This window comes from Seonamhaeicola maritimus (genome assembly GCF_008056315.1).
Classification (GTDB): Bacteria; Bacteroidota; Bacteroidia; order Flavobacteriales; family Flavobacteriaceae; genus Seonamhaeicola; species Seonamhaeicola maritimus.
Genome location: NZ_VRKQ01000021.1, coordinates 79,826 through 102,225 on the forward strand (window position 1 = coordinate 79,826; position 22,400 = coordinate 102,225).

General features: G+C 31.5%; 26 protein-coding genes. 13 read left to right on the forward strand and 13 right to left on the reverse strand.

What is annotated here, in order from left to right; all coding sequences use genetic code 11:
* The first annotated feature begins 139 nt into the window (after positions 1-139).
* The 7 genes from yiaA (at position 140) to FUA22_RS17680 (ending at position 5,569) form a co-directional block, all read left to right on the forward strand.
* Positions 140-622, forward strand: coding sequence for an inner membrane protein YiaA (gene yiaA, locus FUA22_RS17650; RefSeq protein ID WP_147769926.1), 483 nt, complete (start codon positions 140-142; stop codon positions 620-622).
* A gap of 115 nt (positions 623-737) precedes the next feature.
* The gene (locus FUA22_RS17655) at positions 738-1,493 is read left to right on the forward strand and encodes a ceramidase domain-containing protein (RefSeq protein ID WP_170309963.1); all 756 of its coding nucleotides are present in this window, start codon (positions 738-740) and stop codon (positions 1,491-1,493) included.
* A gap of 17 nt (positions 1,494-1,510) precedes the next feature.
* Positions 1,511-1,969 carry a hypothetical protein gene (locus FUA22_RS17660; RefSeq protein WP_147769928.1) on the forward strand — a complete coding sequence of 153 codons (459 nt, stop codon included), beginning with the start codon at positions 1,511-1,513 and terminating at the stop codon, positions 1,967-1,969.
* A 28-nt stretch (positions 1,970-1,997) separates the two neighbouring features.
* Positions 1,998-3,293 carry a DUF2157 domain-containing protein gene (locus FUA22_RS17665; RefSeq protein ID WP_147769929.1) on the forward strand — a complete coding sequence of 432 codons (1,296 nt, stop codon included), beginning with the start codon at positions 1,998-2,000 and terminating at the stop codon, positions 3,291-3,293.
* 4 nt (positions 3,294-3,297) lie between these two features.
* Positions 3,298-3,873, forward strand: a complete 576-nt coding sequence (locus FUA22_RS17670) for a GDYXXLXY domain-containing protein (RefSeq protein ID WP_147769930.1) — start codon at positions 3,298-3,300, stop codon at positions 3,871-3,873.
* Between the two features lie 36 nt (positions 3,874-3,909).
* The gene (locus tag FUA22_RS17675; protein WP_147769931.1) at positions 3,910-4,788 is read left to right on the forward strand and encodes an alpha/beta hydrolase; all 879 of its coding nucleotides are present in this window, start codon (positions 3,910-3,912) and stop codon (positions 4,786-4,788) included.
* The gene (locus FUA22_RS17680) at positions 4,748-5,569 is read left to right on the forward strand and encodes an alpha/beta hydrolase (protein WP_147769932.1); all 822 of its coding nucleotides are present in this window, start codon (positions 4,748-4,750) and stop codon (positions 5,567-5,569) included. The genes FUA22_RS17675 and FUA22_RS17680 overlap by 41 nt, the downstream gene beginning before the upstream one ends.
* 301 nt (positions 5,570-5,870) lie before the next feature.
* Here FUA22_RS17680 and FUA22_RS17685 read toward each other — a convergent pair whose 3' ends face one another.
* Positions 5,871-8,342, reverse strand: a complete 2,472-nt coding sequence (locus tag FUA22_RS17685; protein ID WP_147769933.1) for a TonB-dependent receptor — start codon at positions 8,340-8,342, stop codon at positions 5,871-5,873.
* A gap of 229 nt (positions 8,343-8,571) precedes the next feature.
* On the opposite strand from FUA22_RS17685, the gene FUA22_RS17690 reads away from it, so the two are divergent.
* Positions 8,572-9,183 (forward strand): DUF2306 domain-containing protein, encoded by a 612-nt coding sequence (locus FUA22_RS17690; protein WP_147769934.1) that lies wholly within the window; start codon positions 8,572-8,574, stop codon positions 9,181-9,183.
* Between the two features lie 49 nt (positions 9,184-9,232).
* On the opposite strand, the gene lysS is transcribed toward FUA22_RS17690, so the two are convergent.
* Entirely contained in the window at positions 9,233-10,921 is a 1,689-nt protein-coding gene (gene lysS / locus FUA22_RS17695; RefSeq protein ID WP_147769935.1) for a lysine--tRNA ligase, read from the reverse strand.
* A 191-nt stretch (positions 10,922-11,112) separates the two neighbouring features.
* Here lysS and FUA22_RS17700 point away from each other — a divergent pair, with 191 nt between their 5' ends.
* The 3 genes from FUA22_RS17700 (at position 11,113) to lipB (ending at position 12,962) form a co-directional block, all read left to right on the forward strand.
* A complete protein-coding gene (locus FUA22_RS17700) occupies positions 11,113-12,003 on the forward strand; it encodes a hypothetical protein (RefSeq protein WP_147769936.1) in 891 nt (296 codons plus the stop codon).
* A 72-nt stretch (positions 12,004-12,075) separates the two neighbouring features.
* A complete protein-coding gene (locus FUA22_RS17705; RefSeq protein WP_147769937.1) occupies positions 12,076-12,234 on the forward strand; it encodes a YqaE/Pmp3 family membrane protein in 159 nt (52 codons plus the stop codon).
* Between the two features lie 29 nt (positions 12,235-12,263).
* A complete protein-coding gene (gene lipB / locus FUA22_RS17710; RefSeq protein WP_147769938.1) occupies positions 12,264-12,962 on the forward strand; it encodes a lipoyl(octanoyl) transferase LipB in 699 nt (232 codons plus the stop codon).
* On the opposite strand, the gene FUA22_RS18515 is transcribed toward lipB, so the two are convergent.
* The 9 genes from FUA22_RS18515 to rsfS all read right to left on the reverse strand — a co-directional run bounded on the left by FUA22_RS18515 (position 12,955) and on the right by rsfS (position 19,786).
* Positions 12,955-13,110 (reverse strand): hypothetical protein, encoded by a 156-nt coding sequence (locus FUA22_RS18515; protein WP_170309964.1) that lies wholly within the window; start codon positions 13,108-13,110, stop codon positions 12,955-12,957. The genes lipB and FUA22_RS18515 overlap by 8 nt on opposite strands.
* Before the next feature lie 67 nt (positions 13,111-13,177).
* A complete protein-coding gene (locus tag FUA22_RS17720) occupies positions 13,178-13,477 on the reverse strand; it encodes a GDSL-type esterase/lipase family protein (RefSeq protein ID WP_147769940.1) in 300 nt (99 codons plus the stop codon).
* Between the two features lie 181 nt (positions 13,478-13,658).
* Positions 13,659-14,807, reverse strand: coding sequence for a DUF6786 family protein (locus tag FUA22_RS17725; protein WP_147769941.1), 1,149 nt, complete (start codon positions 14,805-14,807; stop codon positions 13,659-13,661).
* A 14-nt stretch (positions 14,808-14,821) separates the two neighbouring features.
* The gene (locus tag FUA22_RS17730; protein WP_147769942.1) at positions 14,822-15,088 is read right to left on the reverse strand and encodes an acyl-CoA-binding protein; all 267 of its coding nucleotides are present in this window, start codon (positions 15,086-15,088) and stop codon (positions 14,822-14,824) included.
* Positions 15,089-15,739 carry a phosphatidylserine decarboxylase family protein gene (locus FUA22_RS17735; RefSeq protein ID WP_147769943.1) on the reverse strand — a complete coding sequence of 217 codons (651 nt, stop codon included), beginning with the start codon at positions 15,737-15,739 and terminating at the stop codon, positions 15,089-15,091. It abuts the gene before it with no gap.
* Positions 15,729-16,550 carry a phosphatidate cytidylyltransferase gene (locus tag FUA22_RS17740; RefSeq protein WP_147769944.1) on the reverse strand — a complete coding sequence of 274 codons (822 nt, stop codon included), beginning with the start codon at positions 16,548-16,550 and terminating at the stop codon, positions 15,729-15,731. Before FUA22_RS17740 ends, FUA22_RS17735 begins: the two co-directional genes overlap by 11 nt.
* Positions 16,551-16,688: 138 nt before the next feature.
* A complete protein-coding gene (locus FUA22_RS17745; RefSeq protein WP_147769945.1) occupies positions 16,689-17,297 on the reverse strand; it encodes an LUD domain-containing protein in 609 nt (202 codons plus the stop codon).
* Positions 17,298-17,417: 120 nt separating this feature from the next.
* Complete coding sequence (gene ftsH, locus FUA22_RS17750; RefSeq protein WP_147769946.1) at positions 17,418-19,406, reverse strand: ATP-dependent zinc metalloprotease FtsH; 1,989 nt, start codon at positions 19,404-19,406, stop codon at positions 17,418-17,420.
* Between the two features lie 8 nt (positions 19,407-19,414).
* The gene (gene rsfS, locus FUA22_RS17755; protein ID WP_147769947.1) at positions 19,415-19,786 is read right to left on the reverse strand and encodes a ribosome silencing factor; all 372 of its coding nucleotides are present in this window, start codon (positions 19,784-19,786) and stop codon (positions 19,415-19,417) included.
* A gap of 93 nt (positions 19,787-19,879) precedes the next feature.
* On the opposite strand from rsfS, the gene FUA22_RS17760 reads away from it, so the two are divergent.
* Positions 19,880-20,608: a biotin--[acetyl-CoA-carboxylase] ligase gene (locus tag FUA22_RS17760; protein WP_147769948.1), complete on the forward strand. Its 729-nt coding sequence runs from the start codon at positions 19,880-19,882 to the stop codon at positions 20,606-20,608.
* On the opposite strand, the gene FUA22_RS17765 is transcribed toward FUA22_RS17760, so the two are convergent.
* Positions 20,605-21,000, reverse strand: coding sequence for an SRPBCC family protein (locus tag FUA22_RS17765; protein WP_147769949.1), 396 nt, complete (start codon positions 20,998-21,000; stop codon positions 20,605-20,607). The genes FUA22_RS17760 and FUA22_RS17765 overlap by 4 nt on opposite strands.
* Before the next feature lie 43 nt (positions 21,001-21,043).
* Positions 21,044-21,688, reverse strand: a complete 645-nt coding sequence (gene pyrE / locus FUA22_RS17770; protein ID WP_147769950.1) for an orotate phosphoribosyltransferase — start codon at positions 21,686-21,688, stop codon at positions 21,044-21,046.
* A gap of 130 nt (positions 21,689-21,818) precedes the next feature.
* Here pyrE and FUA22_RS17775 point away from each other — a divergent pair, with 130 nt between their 5' ends.
* Positions 21,819-22,400: an NUDIX hydrolase gene (locus FUA22_RS17775; protein WP_147769951.1), complete on the forward strand. Its 582-nt coding sequence runs from the start codon at positions 21,819-21,821 to the stop codon at positions 22,398-22,400.

A 22,400-nucleotide genomic window follows, 5' to 3' on the forward strand; every position in this document is an offset into this window, starting at 1 on the left:
TAATTATTTTTAAACTTTAATAAAAATAGTAATTATAATTTTAAAAGTTAAAAAAATATCGTCAGTTTATATGGCATATTGTTTTTAATTATTGGTAGTTGTTTTGCAGTTTTGTCTTGTAATCATTAAAACAATTATTATGAATTATCAAACAACTGTTTCAATAGATGAAAAATCTAAAGAGCCAAAATCGAAAAAAACGAATAAAGTTTTTGATCAAAAACCAACACCAGCTTTTATTGGAGCATCGTGGTCTGCATTGTTTATAGGAATGGTTTCTTATTGCATTGGCCTGTGGAATTCTGATATGATGCTAAACGAAAAGGGATACTATTTTACAGTCTTGCTTTTTGGGTTGTTTTCAGTTATTTCTGTTCAGAAAGCAGTAAGAGATAAATTAGAGAATATTCCTGTTACTGAAATTTATCATAGTATAAGTTGGTTTACAACTGTGATTTCAATTGTGCTTTTAGTTGTAGGTCTTTGGAATGCCGATTTACTTTTAAGTGAAAAAGGATTTTACGGCATGTCTTTCCTATTAAGTTTGTTTGCTGCTATTGCTGTTCAGAAGAATACAAGGGATGTTCAATATATTGAACGAAATAATAAAACAGATAAATAGTGAGTTTTAAACTTATGAATCAAAACAGAATAATATAAATATTGTTTTGATGATTGGTTAGCTAACCAGAACCTCGCAGCTGTTTGCGGTTGCGAGGTTTTAAAACCAGATGACGATGAAAATCAAGTTGAATAAGGAGCGTGTTGGATGGGGGATTTTAACTGCATTGGCATTTCTGGCTATTGGAGGAGTATGCTTAGTTCCTCCTATAGAGCAGGATCAATTGTATCATAATTTTAGTGATTCTTATGAAATTTTAAATATTTCTAACTTTTGGAATGTTATTTCAAATATCCCCTTTGCAATTGTTGGTATTGTGGGTTTAATTAATTTGAACAAAATTAGGGAAAACACAACGCAATATCTTGTTCTTTTTATAGGAATTGTTCTTGTTTCAATAGGGTCTGGTTATTACCATCTAAATCCTACTAACTCAACTTTGATTTGGGATCGATTACCAATGACGGTAATTTTTATGTCTCTAGTGTCTATTATAATTAGTGAATTTTTTAAATCAAAACTGGGAATCAAATTGCTTTTTCCGTTAATTATTGTTGGGTTTCTATCAATTCTTCATTGGTGGGTTTACGATGATTTAAGGTTTTATTCCCTGGTTCAATTCTACCCAATGTTTGCAATACCTGTTGTTTTAGTTTGTTTTAAATCTAAATATAACATGACTCTCGGTTATTGGTTATTATTAATAGCTTATATAATTGCAAAGTTCTGTGAGATTTTTGATAAAGAAATATTTAGTCTTTTTTCACTTATAAGCGGGCATACGCTAAAACATATTATATCAGCAATTGGATTAACGATATTGGTTTATACATATATAAAACGTCACGAAATAACTTTGAATACAAAATAAATTTTAAAAATATAATTATGAGAGTTCTAACCTGTTTTTTAGTAATAGTATTATCCTTGTCCTGTGCGGAACCCAAAGCAGATAATAAAAGTGTAGTTTCTTCAAACCCTTATTTAATTGGAACTTGGTCTGGAGAAGGCAAATTTTTAAATATTGATTTTAATAAAGAAATAGGGGTAATCCCCATTCAAATGGAAATTAAAGATAATTATGAAATCAGCGGAACTATTGGCGATTCAGAGCTTGTAAATACATCTATTGCTGAAGTTGGTTATGGGTTTGAGATAAGAGGAGAATTAAGCAGTAAAATTAAAGCGACATCAAAAATAACTAAAGATCATTTGATAATATTATTAGTTCTACCAGAAGATGGTAGAGAGAAGGTGCAAATGTCGACTGCGAATTTCCATTTAAAAAGTAATTATACTTTTGATTTTGATATGAGAGTTGGCGGGGTGAATTTAATGAAAAACTAGTTTAAAAATAAAGTATAATGTATTTTATATGAATTCAAAAATTCAAAGTGAGATAAAAGAACTTGTTGAACAACAGGTTATTTCAGAGGGAATTGCATCAAAGATTGAAGCATATTATCAATCTAAAAAAGATAATGCACCTAACAGATTATTTACTGTGTTTGGTGTTTTAGGTGCTCTATTGGTTGGGTTGGGGATTATCCTGATTTTAGCTCATAATTGGGATGATTTTTCAAGATCAATGAAGACATTTTTCGCTTTCTTCCCATTGGTTATTGGGCATGGATTTGTTGGTTTTTCTATTCTGAAAAACAAGACTAAAGTTTGGAAAGAAGCTTCAGGAACATTTCTGTTTTTTGCGGTAGGTTCTAGTATGTCTTTAATAAGTCAAATCTATAATATTCCAGGTAGTGTTAGTAGCTTTCTTTTAACCTGGATACTACTATGTGCGCCGTTAATTTATCTTTTAAAATCTCATATGCTGGCAATTTTGCACATACTATTTATGACCTATTATGCAACCGATTATGGGTACTCGTTTTTGTCAAGTAGTAATACACCTTGGTTTTATATATTATTGTTAGCATTAGCGGTGCCTTATTGTTTGCAGTTGTTAAAAAATAATATAGATGCAAATATCACATCTATTTTTAACTGGCTTTTACCTTTGAGTTTAATCATTGTATTGGGGACTTTCATTGTTAAAATTGGTGAGTTCGGAGTGTTGATGTACGTGTGTCTATTCGGGCTATTTTATAACATAGGTAAAATGCCGTTGTTTGATAATAGAAAGTTAAGGCGAAATGGCTATTTAATTTTAGGTTCTTTAGGTACCATTTATATGCTTATAATAACAAGTTTTGATTGGTTATGGAAAGATAGAATTAAAAACACCTTAGACATTAATTCTCAAGAATTCTATGTTTCGTTAGTTTTATTTCTAATGGCTTTTGGTGTGTTGGTATATTCGTACTCAAAAAGTTGGATAAAACGCTATAATCTTTCGCACTATATATTTGTGATTTTTAGTGTCATTTTCTTTATAGGTTTTGGCAATAAATTCATCCCTTTAACTATAATCAATCTTTTAATTTTAATTATTGCCCTTATAACTATTAAAATTGGTGCGGATAAATTTCACTTTGGAATTTTAAACTACGGATTATTAATCATAGCTATTTTAATTGTTTGCAGATTCTTTGATACAGATATGTCTTTTGTCCTAAGAGGTTTGTTGTTTGTTGGATTTGGGTTAGGATTCTTTTTAGCTAATTATTTAATGCTGAAAAAACAGAAGGAGAGAAAACTAAATGTAAAAAATTAATAAAATGAAGTCATTATATATATTCATAATCTTTTTAATTGTAGCGGCAGCTCAATTATTTGTTCCTGCACAAATGATTCTCAATAGAGAAGATGTGCTTAAAACGGGAATGGTATTTAAATTTAAAACAAGACCAATAGACCCAGAAGATCCTTTCAGAGGAAAATATATTTCTTTAGGTTTTGAGGCAACCTCATATAATACGATGGACTCAATCTGGGAGAGAAATCAAAAAGTGTATGCTTATCTAGATATTGATAGTTTAGGTTTTGCAAAAATTGATAAAGTAAGTAGAGAATTGTTAATTGACGACGATAAAGACTTTTTAGAAGTTAAGGTAGATCGGTATGATAACTATTCTAATAAGCTAAATATAGAATATCCTTTTAATAGATATTATATGGAAGAAACTAAAGCTTATGACGCTGAGGTTGCCGTTAGGGAAAACCTACGCGATTCTGTATTGACTAATGTTTACGCTTTAGTGCATATAAAGAATGGAGTATCGGTTTTAAAAGATGTTATTATTAATGATATGTCTATTAAAGATTATGTTAAAAGGGAGCTAGAAAGTAATTAGTCTATTTATTGTATATTAGTATCAAACAGGTTTTAAATGCCCTATTGGTTGCACATTTGTATTGTAATTTTTGTTGCCTATGTAGTAATAAGTATTGCCTTGTATTATTTACAAGATTATATGTTGTTTAAACCAGAGAAGCTTCCAAAAGACTTTGAGTTCTACTATGAAAACCAAGATATAAAAGAATATAATTTAGAAACCAGAGATGGTGCTATTATTAATGGTTTGCTGTTTAAGCCTAAAACAGAATCCAATGGTGTTGTTTTATATCTAAAGGGAAATTCAAAAAGCATTAAGGGTTGGGGTAAGTTTGCAGTGGATTTTACCAGACACGGGTATAATGTTTTAATGGTAGATTATCGTGGTTTTGGTAAGAGTACAGGCCGTCGTTCTCAAAAGGCTATCAAAAGAGATTTACAGGTTATTTATAATAAACTAAAAGAGAAAACAACTGAGGACAGAATTGTGCTTTACGGTCGATCTTTAGGGTCTGGTTTTGCTGCAAAATTGGCTTCAATGAATCATCCTAAAATGCTCATTTTAGACGCGCCCTATTATAGTCTGACAAAAGTTACAGCAAGATATGCGCCATTTATGCCACTGTCAATTTTAATAAAATATCCGTTACCTACATATAAATGGTTAAAATATGTTGAATGTCCTATTCATATTATACATGGTACAAATGATAAATTAATACCTTATAAAACAAGTATAAAATTATCAAAAGTTAACCCGAAACTAACTAAGTTATATACTGTAATTGGAGGAGGGCATAAAAACTTAAATAATTTTGAGTCGTACCATGAAATGATTCATGACATATTGAACAATAACCCAGAAAAAATAGATTTATCAACTACTAGTATTCATGTTAAACACTCGTCGAAAAAGAGCAGTAACAAGGCTTAAAAGAGTAGGTGCTATCTTGGGCATCATTTACCTTATAATTGGTGCGTCTTTGTACTTTTATCAAGAAAAAATTTTGTTTCTACCTAGACCATTACCAGATGATTTTAGCTATGAATTTTCACACCCGTTTGAAGAGGTTTTTATGGAAACCGATGGAGGCCGTATTAATATGATTCATTTCAAAATTGAGAATCCAAAAGGTGTAGTATTATATTTTAATGGCAATTCTAGAAATTTAGCCAGTTGGGGTAGAAGGGCTCAATTCCTGGTAGATAAGCAGTATGATGTTTTAGTTATGGATTATAGAACTTTTGGAAAGAGTAAGGGGGAGTTAAGTGAGGCCGCTTTTTTTAGTGATGCCCAGTACTGTTATAACTATTTATTGGACAGGTACGAAGAGAAAAGTATAAGCGTTTATGGACGTTCTCTTGGAACTGGAATAGCAACTTATATATCATCAACTAATAGCCCTAAGCAACTGGTACTTGAAACTCCTTATTATAGCATTGCAGATGTGGGAAAGTCTAGGTTTCCTATATACCCTGTAAAATGGCTTTTAAAATATAAATTTCAGTCTTACAAGTATATTCAGAATGTTAGTTGTCCTATTACCATATTTCATGGTACGAATGATGATGTTGTTCCTTATACTTCTGGAAAAGAGCTTTATAAAGTCGCTTCCAAGAAAAACGCAGAATTTATTACTATTGATGGAGGGCGTCATAATAACTTAAGGAGATACGATATATATCAGCAAAAAATAGGACAAATATTTAGATAGTATTTTAAAAGCAGAAATTGATTTGGATAGTAATTTTCTTAAAAAAATTAACAGTCTAAACGTCTTTTCTTAAAGAAGTTATAAATGGCTGTTAAACATTTCTAAATTGAGGTGATGGTATGTGTTTTTTGTTGTCTATTTGTAATAGAATTTAGTTTTTCATAAAGAATTATATCTAAAACAATATAGATCCGGTGAGAAGGATCGGAAGTTAGTTTAGTATTATTTAGTTAAGTTGTTAGTTAGTTTAAAACCCAGTAAGGAAAATTACTGGGTTTTGTTTTTATACATAAAGATTGCCCTATTCTACTTCAAATGTTGAAAGATGATAAACAGGAATTCCGCTGTCTGTTATACCTTCAATTTTTATGGCGTAATTACTTCTAATGTCACTAGTAAAGAATGATACCCTAGCTGAGGTATCTACACTTGTAAGGTTTATTTTTGGTTCCCAATGGAGTGTGGTTCTAATATCTTCTCTAGAGGCTTCTTCAAAACCATACATATGGTCAGGGGCATAAAACTCTCTAGCTGTATAAAAACCTGTGGATGTAAAATCTATTATACCCGGTTTGCGTTTGATGTTTTTTGCGAAAAAATCGGCGCCTTCCCTTTGATGAATTACAATAACACCATTAGCACTATTTGGAAAATAAGAGGCATCAACACCTTTTAAAACATCTATAAATTCTACATCTGCACCTGTCATTGTGCTAATATCTGTAAGTTCAACAGGTATATTGTTTAAATAAATACTTGGTGTTCCAGCTCCTCTTATAGATATAGTATCGTTAACCACATTTACTCCAGGAAGCATGCCAATTAAGTCTAAAATAAAGAAGGTTTCCATATTTTCATATTCCTGCATATCTATTCGGTTACTTGGGTAACCATAGACAGCTTTTTCATTAAGCTCTTCGTTCCTTTTTTCTTTTTGAGACTTTAGGGTAGCAGTAACAACTACTTCATCAAGTAATCTTGCTTCTTCTAAAAACCCTTCATTTATTTTGAAAATATCTTTTGACTGTTGAATGAAATTTGTGATTTTAGTTTGATCATCCATATTTGGTTTTAAAATAGATTTACGGTTAACCTTTGGACTTGGTCCGTAATTTTTATCTAAATGAATATCAACTAACCTGTTATTTTTTGTTTCTTCTTTTTGAAACTTTTTTATGCGTGCTTCAAGAATAGTAGGCATGGTGTCCATAAAAACAAAAGGCCCATAACTAAAAGTGCCATTTGCATCAGACCTCTTTTTTTCTTGATAAGGGAAACCACCCATAAATGTTATTCTAGTTGATGCAGAAATATTTCCTTTTTTTCGCTTAGAGGTGGTACGCCCAGAGATATAAAGTCCTATTTCTGGTTTAAATGTAATACTGTCTTCATTATTTTGGTATAATAGCTCATTCCAAATAAATCGGCGCCATCCATGGGTTAGCATTGTTAAATCTAAAAGATAACGCCTTTTAGGATCGTTTTCTTTTTCAAAGAAGTAACCTGGGTTTTCAATTTGCCCTCTTAAATCTGAATTCAGTAATAAATAGGTTTTTATATTTTCGGTTTTAGAACTGTGACCAACAGCATCAATATCGGTAATAGCCATTGATAAATTTCCAGTTAACGCATTCCCTTCTTTGTCCTTTAAATCTATATTAAGGTTTACATGGTCTCTTCTAGTTGGAGTTTCATTGTCGGATGTTAAGCTAAGTATAGCGTCGTCTTCAGGGTTATCAATATAAACCAAACGCTCACAAACAGGTTTTCCAGTGCTATTAAACAAAGTGAAATGAGTTACACCATCAGAAAGCGTATTTGTATTTAATTTAATAATGTACGAATTGTTAGCATCTGTTTCTAATTTTTCAAAAACCAAAGCTCCTCTTTGATGCGCCAATAAATATGAATTTTGTAGGCCTAAAGAATTGTTAGTAGCAACTTTAACAACCAGATGGTCTCCGTTGTTTACAATGTTTAAATTATATCCGTTAGGCAAAGGTTTTGGTAGCGGATATGTTATTTCTTCGCCATTAATTGTTACTGCAGCGTAATATGTTTTGTTAGTTTCTGGTATAAGTGTCACAATACCCAATCCAAATTGGAACGTTTTAAAGGAAGAAATTGTTTTGTTATCTGAGTCTTTTATAACACCATTAATGGTAATGTTTCTATTAAGTTTATCTTTTATTTTTATGCCAACTTTTGAAGCTAACCCATCAATAAGATAACCGCCTTCTGGGAAGAACTGAATATCTGGTTTTTCTTGAAGCTCTATTTGGGTTTCGGGGCTTGTAAGTTCAATGGTTTCTATAATATCGTTAATGCTATCTGTTTTAGTGACATCCCAAATCGGAATTTGTTTTTGGAAAAAATAGTCTGCCTCATTGTTTCTCATGTAGTTGGTATATGCCCGAAGCATGTAATTTCCTGGATTCCAATTCTTTTTAATTTCGAAATCTCCTGCGGCACTCGTATTAAAAATGTAAAGCTGTTTTTTTGAAACAATGCTGTCTTTTTCATTAATTAATTCAACATATACTATTTTGCTTTTGTTAGTGCGTTTATGGTTTACCCCGTTAACTAAGTATGTATTAAACCAAATATCTTCCCCAATAGTGTAATAAGGTTTATCTGTCTGTACATAAACTTTTTCAGGGTAATTATCAATATAGCCAGAAAGTTTTTCTTGAACTAACTCTCTAAAGTTATTAGTGAGGGTGAAGGATAAAAGAAAAATTACAGTTAAACCAAGAGTGATTTTTTTAATCATTTTTGTTAGGTAGTAAGGTTGATTTTTAGTTAATAAAGATAATAATAAATAAGGTGGTTAGTCCTCAAAAATAATACCACAAATTGGACTAAAAATGCAAGATATGGTTTAATTGATTAGGCAAATTTTTGCGATATTTGATTGAGGTATTTTAAATTTTGTAAATTTGAGTAAATGCCTCTCTTTCAATTTGTAATATTCATTATGCTAAGTAATCAACCCAATTTATATGTCAGTTTCATCAAAAAAGAGTTTACTCTCTAGAGTTGCCTTAATCCTTATTTTTTTAATTGCACTTTACTTTGTTCTTACTAGGGCAATTGAATATTTCGTATTTACTGAAGAATCTTATGGTAAATACTTTTGGCCTAGAGTAAATTGGGTGTTCCCTCATGTTTTATGTGGAACGATAGCTCTATTAATTGGTCCGTTTCAATTCTCAAAAAAGTTAAGAGCTAAGAATGTAAAGCTGCATAGAAGAATTGGCTATACATACTTGATCGCAATTCTTATTGGTAGTATTGCCAGTTTAGGGTTGGCATTTACTTCTAAAGTTAACATTACCTATATGATGGGGCTTGCTTTTTTAGCAGTTGCATGGTTGCTTACAAGTGGAATGGCTTTCTTTTGTATTTTAAAAAGAAAAATAATGCAACATAAAGAATGGATGACGAGAAGTTACGTAGTAACTTTTGCATTTGTTGTTTTTAGATTGTTTTCAGATGTACTGAAGCATTATGAAATTATGGAACATCCGGCAACTCTTTTGAGTTGGGCAGCTTGGGCCGTTCCTTTGTTGTTTACAGAGGTTTTTATTCAGTATAGAAAAACATTTAAATAAGAAAAGGGAATCATAAATGATTCCCTTTTTTGTCAATTTATATTTTGTTTTAAACAACTTCAACATACAAACCTTCTTCAGTCTTTTCAACTTTAGCAAGATTATTTTTAGTCAGTTCTTTAATAGACTTGTCCCATTTTTTGTTTGATAAACCAGACTGTAGTTTCAAATCAGCCAAGGTTAGTTTTTCCGCTTTTTTTAGAGTGTCTAAAACTGCTTTAGCTTCATCTGTTAAAGCAACTTGTTTTTTCTCTGGACGCATTTGAGGAAAGAATAACACTTCTTGAATAGATTGGTTGTTCGTTAAAAACATAATTAATCTATCCATACCAATTCCCATACCAGACGTTGGAGGCATACCGTATTCCAAAGCTCTTAAAAAGTCATAATCTATAAACTCTGTAGCTTCATCATCACCTTTTGCAGCAAGTTTTAATTGATGTTCAAAACGCTCACGTTGATCTATTGGGTCGTTTAATTCAGAGTAGGCGTTGGCAATTTCTTTACCACAAACCATTAATTCAAAACGTTCTGTTAGCTCAGGGTTATCTCTATGTTCTTTGCATAACGGACTCATTTCTTTTGGGTAATCAGTAATAAAGGTTGGTTGAATATAATTGCCTTCACATTTTTCACCAAAAATCTCATCAATCAATTTACCTTTACCCATAGTGTTGTCAACCTCAATACCCAAATCTATAGCAGCTTGTCTTATTTCATCTTCGGTTTTACCAGTAATATCAAAACCAGTAAAATGTTTGATAGAATCTGCCATGGTTACTCTGGCATAAGGCGCTTTAAAATCAACTTCATGGTCTCCAAAAGTAGCCTGCGTGGTTCCGTTTACAGCCATAGCACAATGTTCTAATAACTGCTCACAGAAGTCCATCATCCAATTGTAATCTTTATAAGAAACATAAATTTCCATTGCAGTGAACTCCGGGTTGTGGGTTCTGTCCATCCCTTCGTTTCTAAAGTTTTTAGAAAACTCATATACACCATCAAAACCACCAACAATTAGTCTTTTTAAATAAAGCTCGTTAGCAATTCGCATATATAAAGGTACATCTAAAGCATTATGATGTGTTATAAATGGTCTAGCCGCAGCACCTCCTGGAATAGGTTGTAGAACAGGGGTTTCAACTTCAAAATACCCAGCGTCATTAAAAAACTGACGCATGGCATTAAACAATTTTGTGCGTTTTACAAATACATCTTTAACCTGCGGATTTACAACTAAATCTGCATAACGCTGTCTGTAACGTTGTTCAGGGTCAGTAAATGCATCATAAACAATACCGTCTTTTTCTTTTGGTAATGGTAATGGTTTTAATGCTTTACTCAATAAAGTAAAGTTTTTAACACGTACACTTTTCTCACCTACTTTAGTTACGAAAAGCTCACCTTCAATACCAACAAAGTCACCAAAATCAATTAGTTTTTTAAATATGTCATTATAGAGTGTTTTGTCTTCTCCTTGGCATATTTCATCCCTATTAAAATACACTTGTATTTTTCCATCAGCATCCTGCAACTGAGCAAAACTAGCTTTTCCTTGAACCTTGATCATCATCAGTCTGCCTGCTATTACAACCCGTTTGCCTTCCTCAAATCCTTCCTTAATTTGTTTTGAAGTATGGTTTACAGGGTATAAATCTGCAGGGTACGGATTTATTCCTAACTCACGTAATTTTCCTAATTTTTCTCTTCTTACTAATTCTTGCTCAGAAAGCTGCATTTTTGTGATTTTTAGAATCGCAAAATTAAACTATTTAAAAAAAACGAAAAGCTTCTTTTTAATTATTCTTTCAATTTTGAGCCCGATGAAGCTCATTTTCATGAAAATCAATCTTTTAATAAGCTCATATATGACAATAATCATAGGTTGATATGAAATATAGGTTTTATTTAGATTTAATTTTTTTAGATATGAAAACCCTAATTTTAAGCACAATTATTCTGTTTTTTTTAAGTTTAAATGTATTAGCGCAAGAATTAAATCCTTATATAAAAATAACAGAGTCTACAGAAAGTATGCAGGAATTGTCAGATAAGATTATTTCTGCCTTAAAAGATAATTCATTTACGGTATTGGGAGATTACAATCCATCAAATAAAAGTTCTTTAAAGGTAATTGCTTTTACAAGGAATGATTTAAGTAATAACGCTGTAAAAGTTTTAGATAGAGGTGCTTTAGCTGCGATTTTAAAAGTAGGATTGGTAAAGAAAGATAATAAAGTGACTATATCTTATACTAACCCTGATTATATTTTAAGAGCTTATTTGGGTGATAACTATAATACTTATAGTGATTCATTTAAAAAAATCAGTACAGATTTAAAGAGGACATTTTCTACTATAGGAAGTGATTTTGTGCCGTTTGGGGGTGGAATAAAAGAGGATAAATTAAAAAAATATCATTATAAAATTATGATGCCTTACTTCTCCGATCCTGTTGAATTAAATGAATTCTCATCATTTGAAGAAGGTCTAAAAACTATTGAGCATGCTCTGGCCTCAGAAAAAGGAAATACAAAAATGGTTTATAAGCTTATTTATAATAATGCTAAGGTTGCAGTTTTCGGAGTTGGGCTGTTAAATAAAGAGGATGGGGAATCTCATTTTTTACCAAAAATTGGCGAAGATCATGTTGCAGCATTACCATATGAAATAATATTACAAGATAATATTGTAACTATGCTTCATGGTAAATATAGGCTTGCATTACATTGGCCAGAATTAACCATGGGAACCTTTATGAAAATAATGAGTACACCTGGCGATATTGAAGATACTTTAGAAGCCCTTTGTGTTAATTAAAATAGGCCATTGTAACAAAACTTCTAAATTTACGTCAAACGGTTATATCATCAATCGTTAATAAATCAAAGTATGAGTTTTTGGAGAGTTTTACTGTCTATTATATGTCCACCTTTAGCAGTTCTAGATAAGGGGTGTGGTTCTATTTTTATAGTGTTTCTTTTATGGTTATGTGGCTGGGTTCCTGGAGTAATTGCAGCATTGGTTATACTTAATAACCCAGATAGATAGATTGTAAAATTATCGTAATTTTGCAATCTATGAATAAGAAAATTGAGTTACAAGACTTAGGTTTTAAAGACTACAAAGATACCTGGGATTACCAAGAGGATTTGTTTCGTGGTATTGTAGATACGAAGATTAAGAATAGGCGAGAAGAAGCTAATTTAGACACTAACAATTACTTTTTATTTGTAGAGCATCCGCATGTTTATACTTTAGGAAAAAGTGGTGATTTATCTAACTTACTTTTAAATGAAGAGCAACTCACACAAAAGGGAGCTACTTTTTATAAAATTAACCGAGGAGGTGATATTACCTATCACGGTCCTGGTCAAATTGTAGGTTACCCCATTTTAGATTTAGAAAATTTCTTTACAGATATTCATAAATACCTTCGTTTGCTTGAAGAAATGATTATTCTAACATTAGCTGAATATGGCTTAAAAGCAGAACGTAGCAAAGGAGAAACTGGTGTTTGGTTAGATGTTGGTACGCCATTTGCCCGTAAAATATGTGCCATGGGTGTTAGGGCTAGTCGCTGGGTTACTATGCATGGTTTTGCTCTAAATATTAATGCCGATTTAGGTTATTTTGATAATATTATCCCTTGCGGTATTCGAGGTAAGGCTGTTACTAGTTTAAATGTAGAATTGGGTAAAAAATCTGTAGATGAATCTGAGGTAAAAGAAAAATTGCTAAAACATTTTATATCTCTTTTTGAGACAGAAATTATTTAGGGTTTCCTTGACTTTTTTCTATAGTTTTAAGTACACTCTTTATTTCTTCGGCCCATATTATATAAGCACTTTCATTTAAATGAGTGCCATCCCTAGAAAATTCTTTTTTTAATCCATGGTTAGATGATAACCTTGAGTTTATGTCCAAAAACTCAATTTTATTATTCTTGCAATAGTCTATCAAAAAGGTGTTCAGACTATCAACCATAGATTTGCTAAATGCATTGTTTTCTTGATATAGGGTAGATTGCACCACCAGTGTGATTTTTTTTTTCGATAAAGGTGTTAATTAGGTTTTTGTAATTAGTTTTAATTCTTTTTAAAGGAATTCCTGCTCCAATGTCATTAATTCCTCCAGAAATGAAACACACTTTAGGGGAATGATTTAAAACACTATCCTTTAATATCCATCTGTAATGGGATGTAGTAAACCCTCTAAACCCTCTTTTTTTAATATCATTACGATTTAATAAAATATTCCATTCACCTTCTTCAATAAGCGAATCTCCAAACATTATAATATTAACTTCTTCTTCTGAAGAAATGACAGTATCAAAAATTTCATCTTTGAATTTATATAATAATATACATAGGAAAAATATATTAAGAATGAGGGGTGTATTTGCTGAAAGGAGGGAGTTTTAAGTTTTTTATTTTCAAATTATCGTTGCTTAATAGGTGTCATTATTTGTAAAATTAATTAGCATTTAGCTTAATGTCATTTAGATCAATATGGAGTAAACTTTGGGATATTTTGTTTAATTTCTCCGAAGAATCTGAAAAATGATACACCCGATGCCAATGAGAAGTCGTTTCACCGTGACTTAAAATTTTTAAAGGAGCATTAGATTCTAACTCATAAAAGTTTTCACTGTTATTGTAGATTGGGATAGCTTCCCCTTGGAAAGGTTCTTCTTGGATACTTACAAAGGAGTTTGAATACCATAAATCATTTTCTTTCTTATATTCAACAATGGTAAGTTTATTTTTCGACTTTGAATAACATCCATAAATATTTGGAGCAAACTCTGGAGGTATTCCAATTTTACTGCGGTATTTGCCATCTACTTTAAATAATACCGTGTTCTTTTTTACAATGAAGCGTGTACTATCAATGGTTGCTAAATAGGTTAGGATATCAGGTTTTTTGCCATCGTTTTTAAGCGGAATAATAACCACTGAATCATCACCAGGATACATTCCAGCACTCCACAGCCCTAGTAATCCCTTTTCTTTAACCCAGGCTGTAGTGTCCAAATTGGTAAGTTTATGATTTGTTTCGAATGCTACATGTTTTGTGGAGTTCTTCAATTTGATATTTAGATTTTTTTGAATTATTTCTTGTCGAAGAATAGATATCTTTCGGTGCACTTCAAGATTAAATTCTGTTCCAACAAAGTTAGTAAGATTCATTGATTTGGATAATTCTACATGATTTTCATCTTTATAAATTAGTGTATAAGGTTCAGATTCCATAGTAGAAGGAACTTTCCAATTATCATCGTGTATTGGTTCTATTTGTTGAAAATAGAATGAAAATTGACTTCCTAACGGACCAATCCATAACCTTTCTTCTCCACCGATACTTTTATTTAAATCTGTTAGTCCTTCTTCGTTAATCCAGCCATTACTTATGCCTTCAACATTATTATAAGTGCTAGTTAATATTCTACCTTGATGGAAAGGTGAAATAAGAATTCGACTATTGCCACCATTTGAAACTAACTCAACAATTTCATGTTGGTCTTTTACAAGGTTATAATAGTAATTGTAATTTTTTTTGGTAGAAGATGAGCAACTTATAATGAATAGGAAAAAAAATAAAATATAAAATAAGTGCTTCATTGAATGGAATTGCATTATTCTCTATATAAAAAGTACTTAGTTACCAATTCAATATACTTTTCCTTTGCTTCATCTTCTGTTAAGTCTTTAGATTGAAACAAAGCATTTGTTTTAAAGGCATTGATTAATGCTTCTCTACTTCTAGGTCTTCCGTAATCATTCGTGGCTCTTTTGTAATAAGCATATAGCTTTAAAAGCGTATCTGCCGGAAAAGGTTCTTGGTGGGCATTTACCCTAGCAACGGCTTCTTGAAATTCTATGTCTAACTTTTTGTCACTCATTTACATTTCTGCAATAATGGTTTCGCCACCATTTACTTTTTCATTTAGTTTGACCTTTATGTTAGTATCTAGTGGTAAAAATAAATCTACTCTAGAACCAAATTTTATAAAGCCAGCATCTGCTCCTTGAGTGGCTTTATGATTTTGCTTAGCATAATTCACAATACGTTTTGCCAAAGCACCAGCAATTTGTCTGTAAAGCACTTTTCCGTAAGTATCATTTTCAACAACCACAGTAGTACGCTCATTTTCTTCACTGGCTTTAGGATGCCATGCCACTAAATATTTCCCCGGATGATACTTGCTAAAAATAACATTTCCGCTAATAGGATAACGAGTAACATGCACATTTAAAGGAGACATGAATACACTTACTTGTAAGCGTTTTTCTTTAAAATATTCTTTTTCAAAAACCTCTTCAATAACAACTACCTTACCATCAACGGGGGATAAAACTTGTTTATCATTTAAGATGGTGTTTCTTTTAGGATTTCTAAAAAATTGAAGGATAAGAATTAAAAGAACCAATAAGGCAATCATAACCAAAGTTCGTATCCAATAAATACTTATAAAGCTATCAACTAATAAAAAGGAAGCAACAACAATAACAAAGGTTACGAAAATAATTTTATGGCCTTCTTTATGAAACATATTGCAAAAGTCTTAAAAATGAATAAATAAATGGGGCAGCAAAAATAATGCTATCTAAACGGTCAAACAAACCACCATGACCTGGCATTATAACACCGCTGTCTTTTACTCCCGCCTGTCTTTTAAATTTAGATTCTATTAAGTCACCAAGAGTGCCAAATACACTAATAATAATGCTTAAGATTAGCCATTTGGTGAAGTTTAGTGTTTCTGTAAAGGTAGCAATAAAATAGCTTGCTACGCATGAGAAAAATAAACCACCAAGAAAACCTTCTACTGTTTTTTTTGGTGAAATTTTAGCAAATAGTTTTTGTCTTCCAAAGTTCTTTCCAACTAAATATGCAAAAGAATCATTAACCCATATTAAAATGAATGAACCTAATAATATATTTGAATTATATGTGTTTTGGTAATTAGCAATTAAGATTAAAAACACAAAAGCACTTGATAAATAAAAGGTGGTAATAATGAATCGTTTAGAGGCAAACAGAGGAATTGTCTTTTCAGAAAACAAATCTTTAATAAGAAAAAGTTCAACAAAAATTGTGATTACCATAAGAATTTGAGTGGCTTCTTCTAATCCAAATTTCGTGTTTAATACTAATTTCCAATAGACAAACACAAAGTACATAATTATAAAAACGATATACGGTGCAATACTCTTTAATTGAATAAGTTTTTTGAATTCAGCTAAACAAATAAGTCCAAAAATGAAAAAGAGAACAATGATAGCGTGCTCGTTTTGTAAACAGCCAATTAATAATGAAATATAAAGTAAGCCTGAGAATCCTCTAATAAGAATTTCTTTCACACGTTTTATTTTTAATAATTCAATGTTCTTTTAAATTAATAAAATGAGAACATGTGCATACCTTAGTTCTCACATTAAAATTTTTAAACATTCTTCTTTGCAAATATAATTTTAAAAACTTTTAATGCTCGTTTTATCCTATAAATCTTCTAAAAGCAGTAGGTATAGGTTTTTTGCACTGCTACCATAACTTAAAAAATCTTTTTCGTCTCCAGATTTAAAGTGTTTTATGGTGGTGATATTTGTTGGGATTTTTTGTCTATTCTTAGATTTAATTCCTCGCAAGCCTTCGCCAATATTATCAACAATTTGACTTGTAGTAGCAAAAACTATAAAGTTAAACGGTAATTCGGTTAACTTTTTTTCAAAAATTTGTTTAGACGAGATTAGTAATGATCCATCATTAGCTATTAAATTTTCGCATGTAGTTAAGAAAAAAGTGGATTCGCTAATTTTACGAGTACCTTCTATGTTTGAGTTTCTAAATTTGTCTTTTAAATTTTCATCAAGCAGTAAAACTTTTTTATCATGCCATTTGTTTTCTTCAATGATGTTTTCTAGATTTTGATAAACTTCATTTAAATCTTCACAATACAAAAACTTACCCCCATTAGCTTTAAAGTTTATAGTAAACCTTTCGTCTATGGGTAGCTTTATTTCTGGCATGTATTTGCCTCTATCATCAGATTTTAATTCCTTACCAGAGCTGTCAGATTTGGAACCAAAAATTTTTCTAAAAAGACTCATTTAGTTACTGCTATTAACCCAATTCTTTTTGTTGTTTATCAAATATAAAAAATCTTAAACTAACCTTGAGGCTAATTTAAGATTTTTACTAAAAGCTTAACAGAATATGTGTGTTTCAGCCTATTTGTCTGAATTATCTTCTGCTGGAATGTCTTCAGTTTCTTTTTCGTCTTCGGCTGCTATAGGTAATTCTTTTTCAAAAGCACGTTTGCCAAACACTTTTTCAAGGTTATCCTTAAAAATAACTTCTTTATCTAAAAGCTCTTCTGCAAGTTCTGTTAATTTATCCTTGTTTTCTTCAAGAAGTTTAACCGCTCTATCGTATTGCTTTTCAATAATGTCAGAGATTTCTTTATCAATCAATTCAGCTGTTTGTTCGCTATAGGGTTTCGTAAAACCGTATTCACTTTGACCAGAAGAGTCATAATATGTCAAGTTTCCAATTTTATCACTCAATCCATAGATAGTTACCATGGCTCTAGCTTGTTTTGTTACTTTTTCCAAATCGCTTAACGCCCCAGTAGATATTTTATTAAAAATAACTTGTTCGGCTGCTCTACCCCCTAAAGCTGCACACATTTCATCAAGCATTTGTTCTGGACGAACAATTAAACGCTCTTCCGGTAAATACCATGCGGCTCCTAATGAACGACCTCTAGGTACAATAGTTACTTTTACAAGTGGTGCCGCATGTTCTAACATCCAACTTACAGTAGCATGACCTGCTTCATGGTAAGCAACCGCTTTTTTCTCACTTGGTGTAACTATTTTATTTTTCTTTTCTAAACCGCCAATAATTCTATCTACGGCATCAAGGAAATCTTGTTTATCAACTTCTTTTTTACCATTTCTGGCTGCAATTAACGCAGCTTCATTACATACATTGGCAATATCGGCACCTGAGAAACCTGGTGTTTGTTTAGAAAGGAAATCAGTATCTAAGTCTTTTGCCTTTTTAAGAGGTCTTAAATGAACTTCAAATATTTCTTTACGTTCTCTAACGTCTGGTAAGTCAACATAAATTTGTCTATCAAATCTACCCGCACGCATTAATGCTTTATCTAAAATATCGGCTCTATTGGTAGCGGCTAGTACAATTACGTTAGTGTTAGTACCAAAACCATCCATTTCAGTTAGTAACTGATTCAATGTGTTTTCTCTTTCATCATTACTGCCAGACATAGCATTTTTTCCTCTTGCTCTACCTATGGCATCAATCTCATCAATAAAAATGATTGAAGGTGATTTTTCTTTGGCTTGTTTAAATAAATCACGAACACGCGATGCTCCAACACCAACAAACATTTCAACAAAATCTGAACCTGATAAAGAGAAGAAAGGTACCTTAGCTTCACCTGCAACAGCTTTTGCTAATAAGGTTTTACCTGTTCCAGGAGGTCCTACTAGTAGAGCTCCTTTTGGAATTTTCCCTCCCAAGGTGGTATATTTTTCAGGGAATTTTAAGAAGTCTACAATTTCCTGAACTTCTTCTTTAGCTCCTTCTAAACCAGCAACATCTTTAAAAGAAGTTTTAACTTCCGTATTCTGGTCAAAAAGTTTTGCTTTAGATTTACCAATATTAAAAATTTGGCCTCCTGCACCTCCACCAGCTCCACCAGACATTCTTCGCATAATGAAAATCCAAACCCCAATTAATAATATGAAAGGAAGAATACCAATTAGTAAGTTTCCAAAGGTGTCAGACTCCTTGTCAAATTTCTTAATGGGTTTAGTATCTAGCCCTTCAATGATTTCATCAATATCATTTTCAAATTTCTCAAGGCTTCCAATATCAAATTTATAGTTAGGTAATTTACTTACCGAAGGTATAAATGGTTGCTGTTTAGAATTTTTGTGTTCTTCTTTAGCCTCTGCATCTGGGGTCAAATAAGCTTGGGCTGTTCCAGTATTAGTAATGATAACTACTTCTTCAATATCACCAGCTTCAAGATATTGAAAAAATTCTGATGTGGTAATTTCAGAACCTCCACTGCCACTGCTTTCACCAAATAACTGAAAGCCTAAAAAAAGAGCAATTAAAATACCGTAAATCCAATATGGACTAAATTTTGGTTTCTTCTCTTTTAAGTTTTTTTTATCGTTTGCCATGTATTCTTTTAATAACTTGTTTCTATTACTGTTGTTTTTGCATCGCCCCAAAGACTTTCAATATCATAATATTCTCTAACATGTTTTTGAAATACATGCACAACAACATTTACGTAATCTATTAAAACCCATTCAGCATTATCTTCGCCTTCAACATGCCAAGGCTTGTCTCTAAGTTCTTTACTTACTTTTTTCTGAACTGAATTAACTATGGCGTTTACCTGCGTGTTTGAAGTTCCTTCGCATATAATGAAGTAGTCGCAAACGGTATTTTCAATTTCTCTTAAATCTAAAATATTTATTTCTTGCCCTTTAACATCTTCAATGCCACTTATTATTACTGATATTAATTGGTCTGCGCTTATTTTTTCTTTCGCCATTAATTTTATTTAATTTGTGCAAAGTTATTATTTTTTTAGTTCTTTATGCTTTAAAAAAATCATAAGATTTTAAAGCTTAACAATAACCTTTTCATGCATATAATCAAACTTAATGCCACCGATTCTACAAATAATTATTTGCGTAGACTACTAGTGAATAAAAAGGTTGAAGATTTTACCGTGGTTGTTGCAGATCATCAGACTCATGGCCGTGGGCAAATGGGGACTGTTTGGAACTCTGAAGTATCTAAAAACCTCACTTTTAGTGTGTTTAAAGATTTAAGTGTTCATGTAGTAGAGTTCCCTTTTTACATAAGCATGGCTATTTCTTTGGCTATTTTAAAGGCTTTAAAAACTTTTAATATTCCTGATTTACGTATTAAATGGCCAAACGACATTTTGTCAGCAGACAAAAAAATCTGCGGTATTTTAATAGAAAATGTCATTAAAAATAGATTAGAGTCTACAATTATTGGTATTGGAGTTAATGTAAATCAGGTAGATTTTGAAGGTCTTCCAAAGGCTTCGTCATTAAAAAATATTACTGGAGTACATTATAATTTGGACGAGGTTTTGTTTAGAATAATGACTTATACAAAAGAATATTCTTTGCTATTGCAAGATGGTAAGTATGATGAGGTTAAAAACGAATACGAAGCTAGTTTATTCAGAAAAGATAAACCATCAACTTTTAAGGATGCTAATGGTAATTTCTTTTCAGGATTTGTAAAAGGTGTAACCAAATATGGTAAACTTATGATAACCTTAGAAGATGAAATTGTAAAAAAGTTTGATCTAAAAGAAATTGAAATACTTTACTAAATAGCGTTTGGAATACTTGTAGCTAAGGTTTCTATAAACTTAGTAATAGGTCCTTTAATCATCATTGCCATCATAGGGTTAAAATCGCCTGCAAACTGTAATTGAACTTCACTTGATGTATCTCCTGTTTTTACTATGTTTCCTGTTAATGAAAAATCTATTTTTCCACCAGCGGCACCTAAAACAATTTTATTTGGAGCATCAATTTCTTTCTTTTTTAAGATAATTTCTGGCATTCCTTTTAAAGCAAAAACAAATTTATCGTCTTCTAAAACTTCAAATTTACTTATGTTTTCGGGCATTAAAGATTCAAAATTTTTAACATCAGCTAAAAATTCAAAAACTTCCTCAGGAGATTTTTCAACATTTATTTTTGGAGATTCTAAATTCATAATTATATTAAATGAGATTAAATACTTTTATACAGTCCAATAATTAAATGCCATTCCATTCACTAGGATTGGTGTTCCAATCTGACAAAGTTTTTAGCTGGTCTTCGGTAATATATTTGGTTTGTAAAGCTTGCTCAAGTAAACTTTCATAATTACCCAAGGATTGCAGCAATACGTTGTCTTTTTCAAAATTTTGTTTAGCAACATCAAATCCGTAAGTAAAAATAGCTATCATACCTTTTACATTAATACCGGCGTCTCTTAATGCATTAACTGCATTTAAACTACTTTTTCCTGTACTAATTAAATCTTCAACCACAACTACGTTCTGGCCTTTTTCAATAAAACCTTCAATTTGATTCTTTCGCCCGTGTCCTTTGGCATCTGGTCTTACATAAATAAAGGGTAGCCCCATATATTCTGCAACCAACATGCCTATACCAATAGCACCGGTTGCAACTCCTGCAATAGCATCTGGTTTGCCATATTGCTTTTCAATTTGTTTAGCCATGGTTTCCCTAACGTAATTACGTATTGGAGGAAATGATAGGATAATACGGTTGTCACAATAAATTGGAGATTTCCATCCGGAGGCCCAGGTGAATGGTTCTTTTGGACTAAGTTTTATAGCGTTCACTTGCAATAGAACTTCGGCAGTTTTTCTGGCAGTGTGTTTGTTAAAAATCATGTTGCCAAAAATACGGATAAATTTATTTTTATGTTAGCGTAGGGGTATGAATAAAAATATTTTTTTCAACAATTATTGGTTTGTCTGTAAAAATGATATTTTTACCAAAGTGAAATGTTAAAGACAATCTATGCTCAAAGTTTTTGTTGGTGATAAACCTATTATTTTAACTACCAAAGTAGAACAAGAAATAAACTTTAAAAATTATTTACTTGATACCGTAAATATTGGAAAGGTAATTAAGGAACTTAATAGTTCTAAGTTGAGTGAGGTAAGATTAATTCATAAAAACGAAGACAAACTTTTAAGTAAGTTTTTGAGGAAACTACCTAATGTTATAGCTGGAGGCGGAAAGGTTTATAATGATAAGGGTGAAGTGCTATTTATTTATAGGAATGATAAATGGGATTTACCTAAAGGAAAAGCAGAAAGAAAAGAAACTATTGAAGAAACCTCAATTAGAGAAGTAGAAGAAGAAACTGGTGTTGAGGGATTAGAAATTACAAAACCATTAGAAACAACTTATCATATTTTTAAACGAAATGGGCGTCATAGAATTAAAATCACCTATTGGTTTGAAATGAAAACCTCTTTTAACGGAACACTTTATCCGCAGATAAAGGAGGGCATAACCAAGGTTGAATGGTTAAATAAAAAGCAATCTACTAAAGCACTTAAGAATTCTTATGCTAATATTAGGGCTTTGGTATAG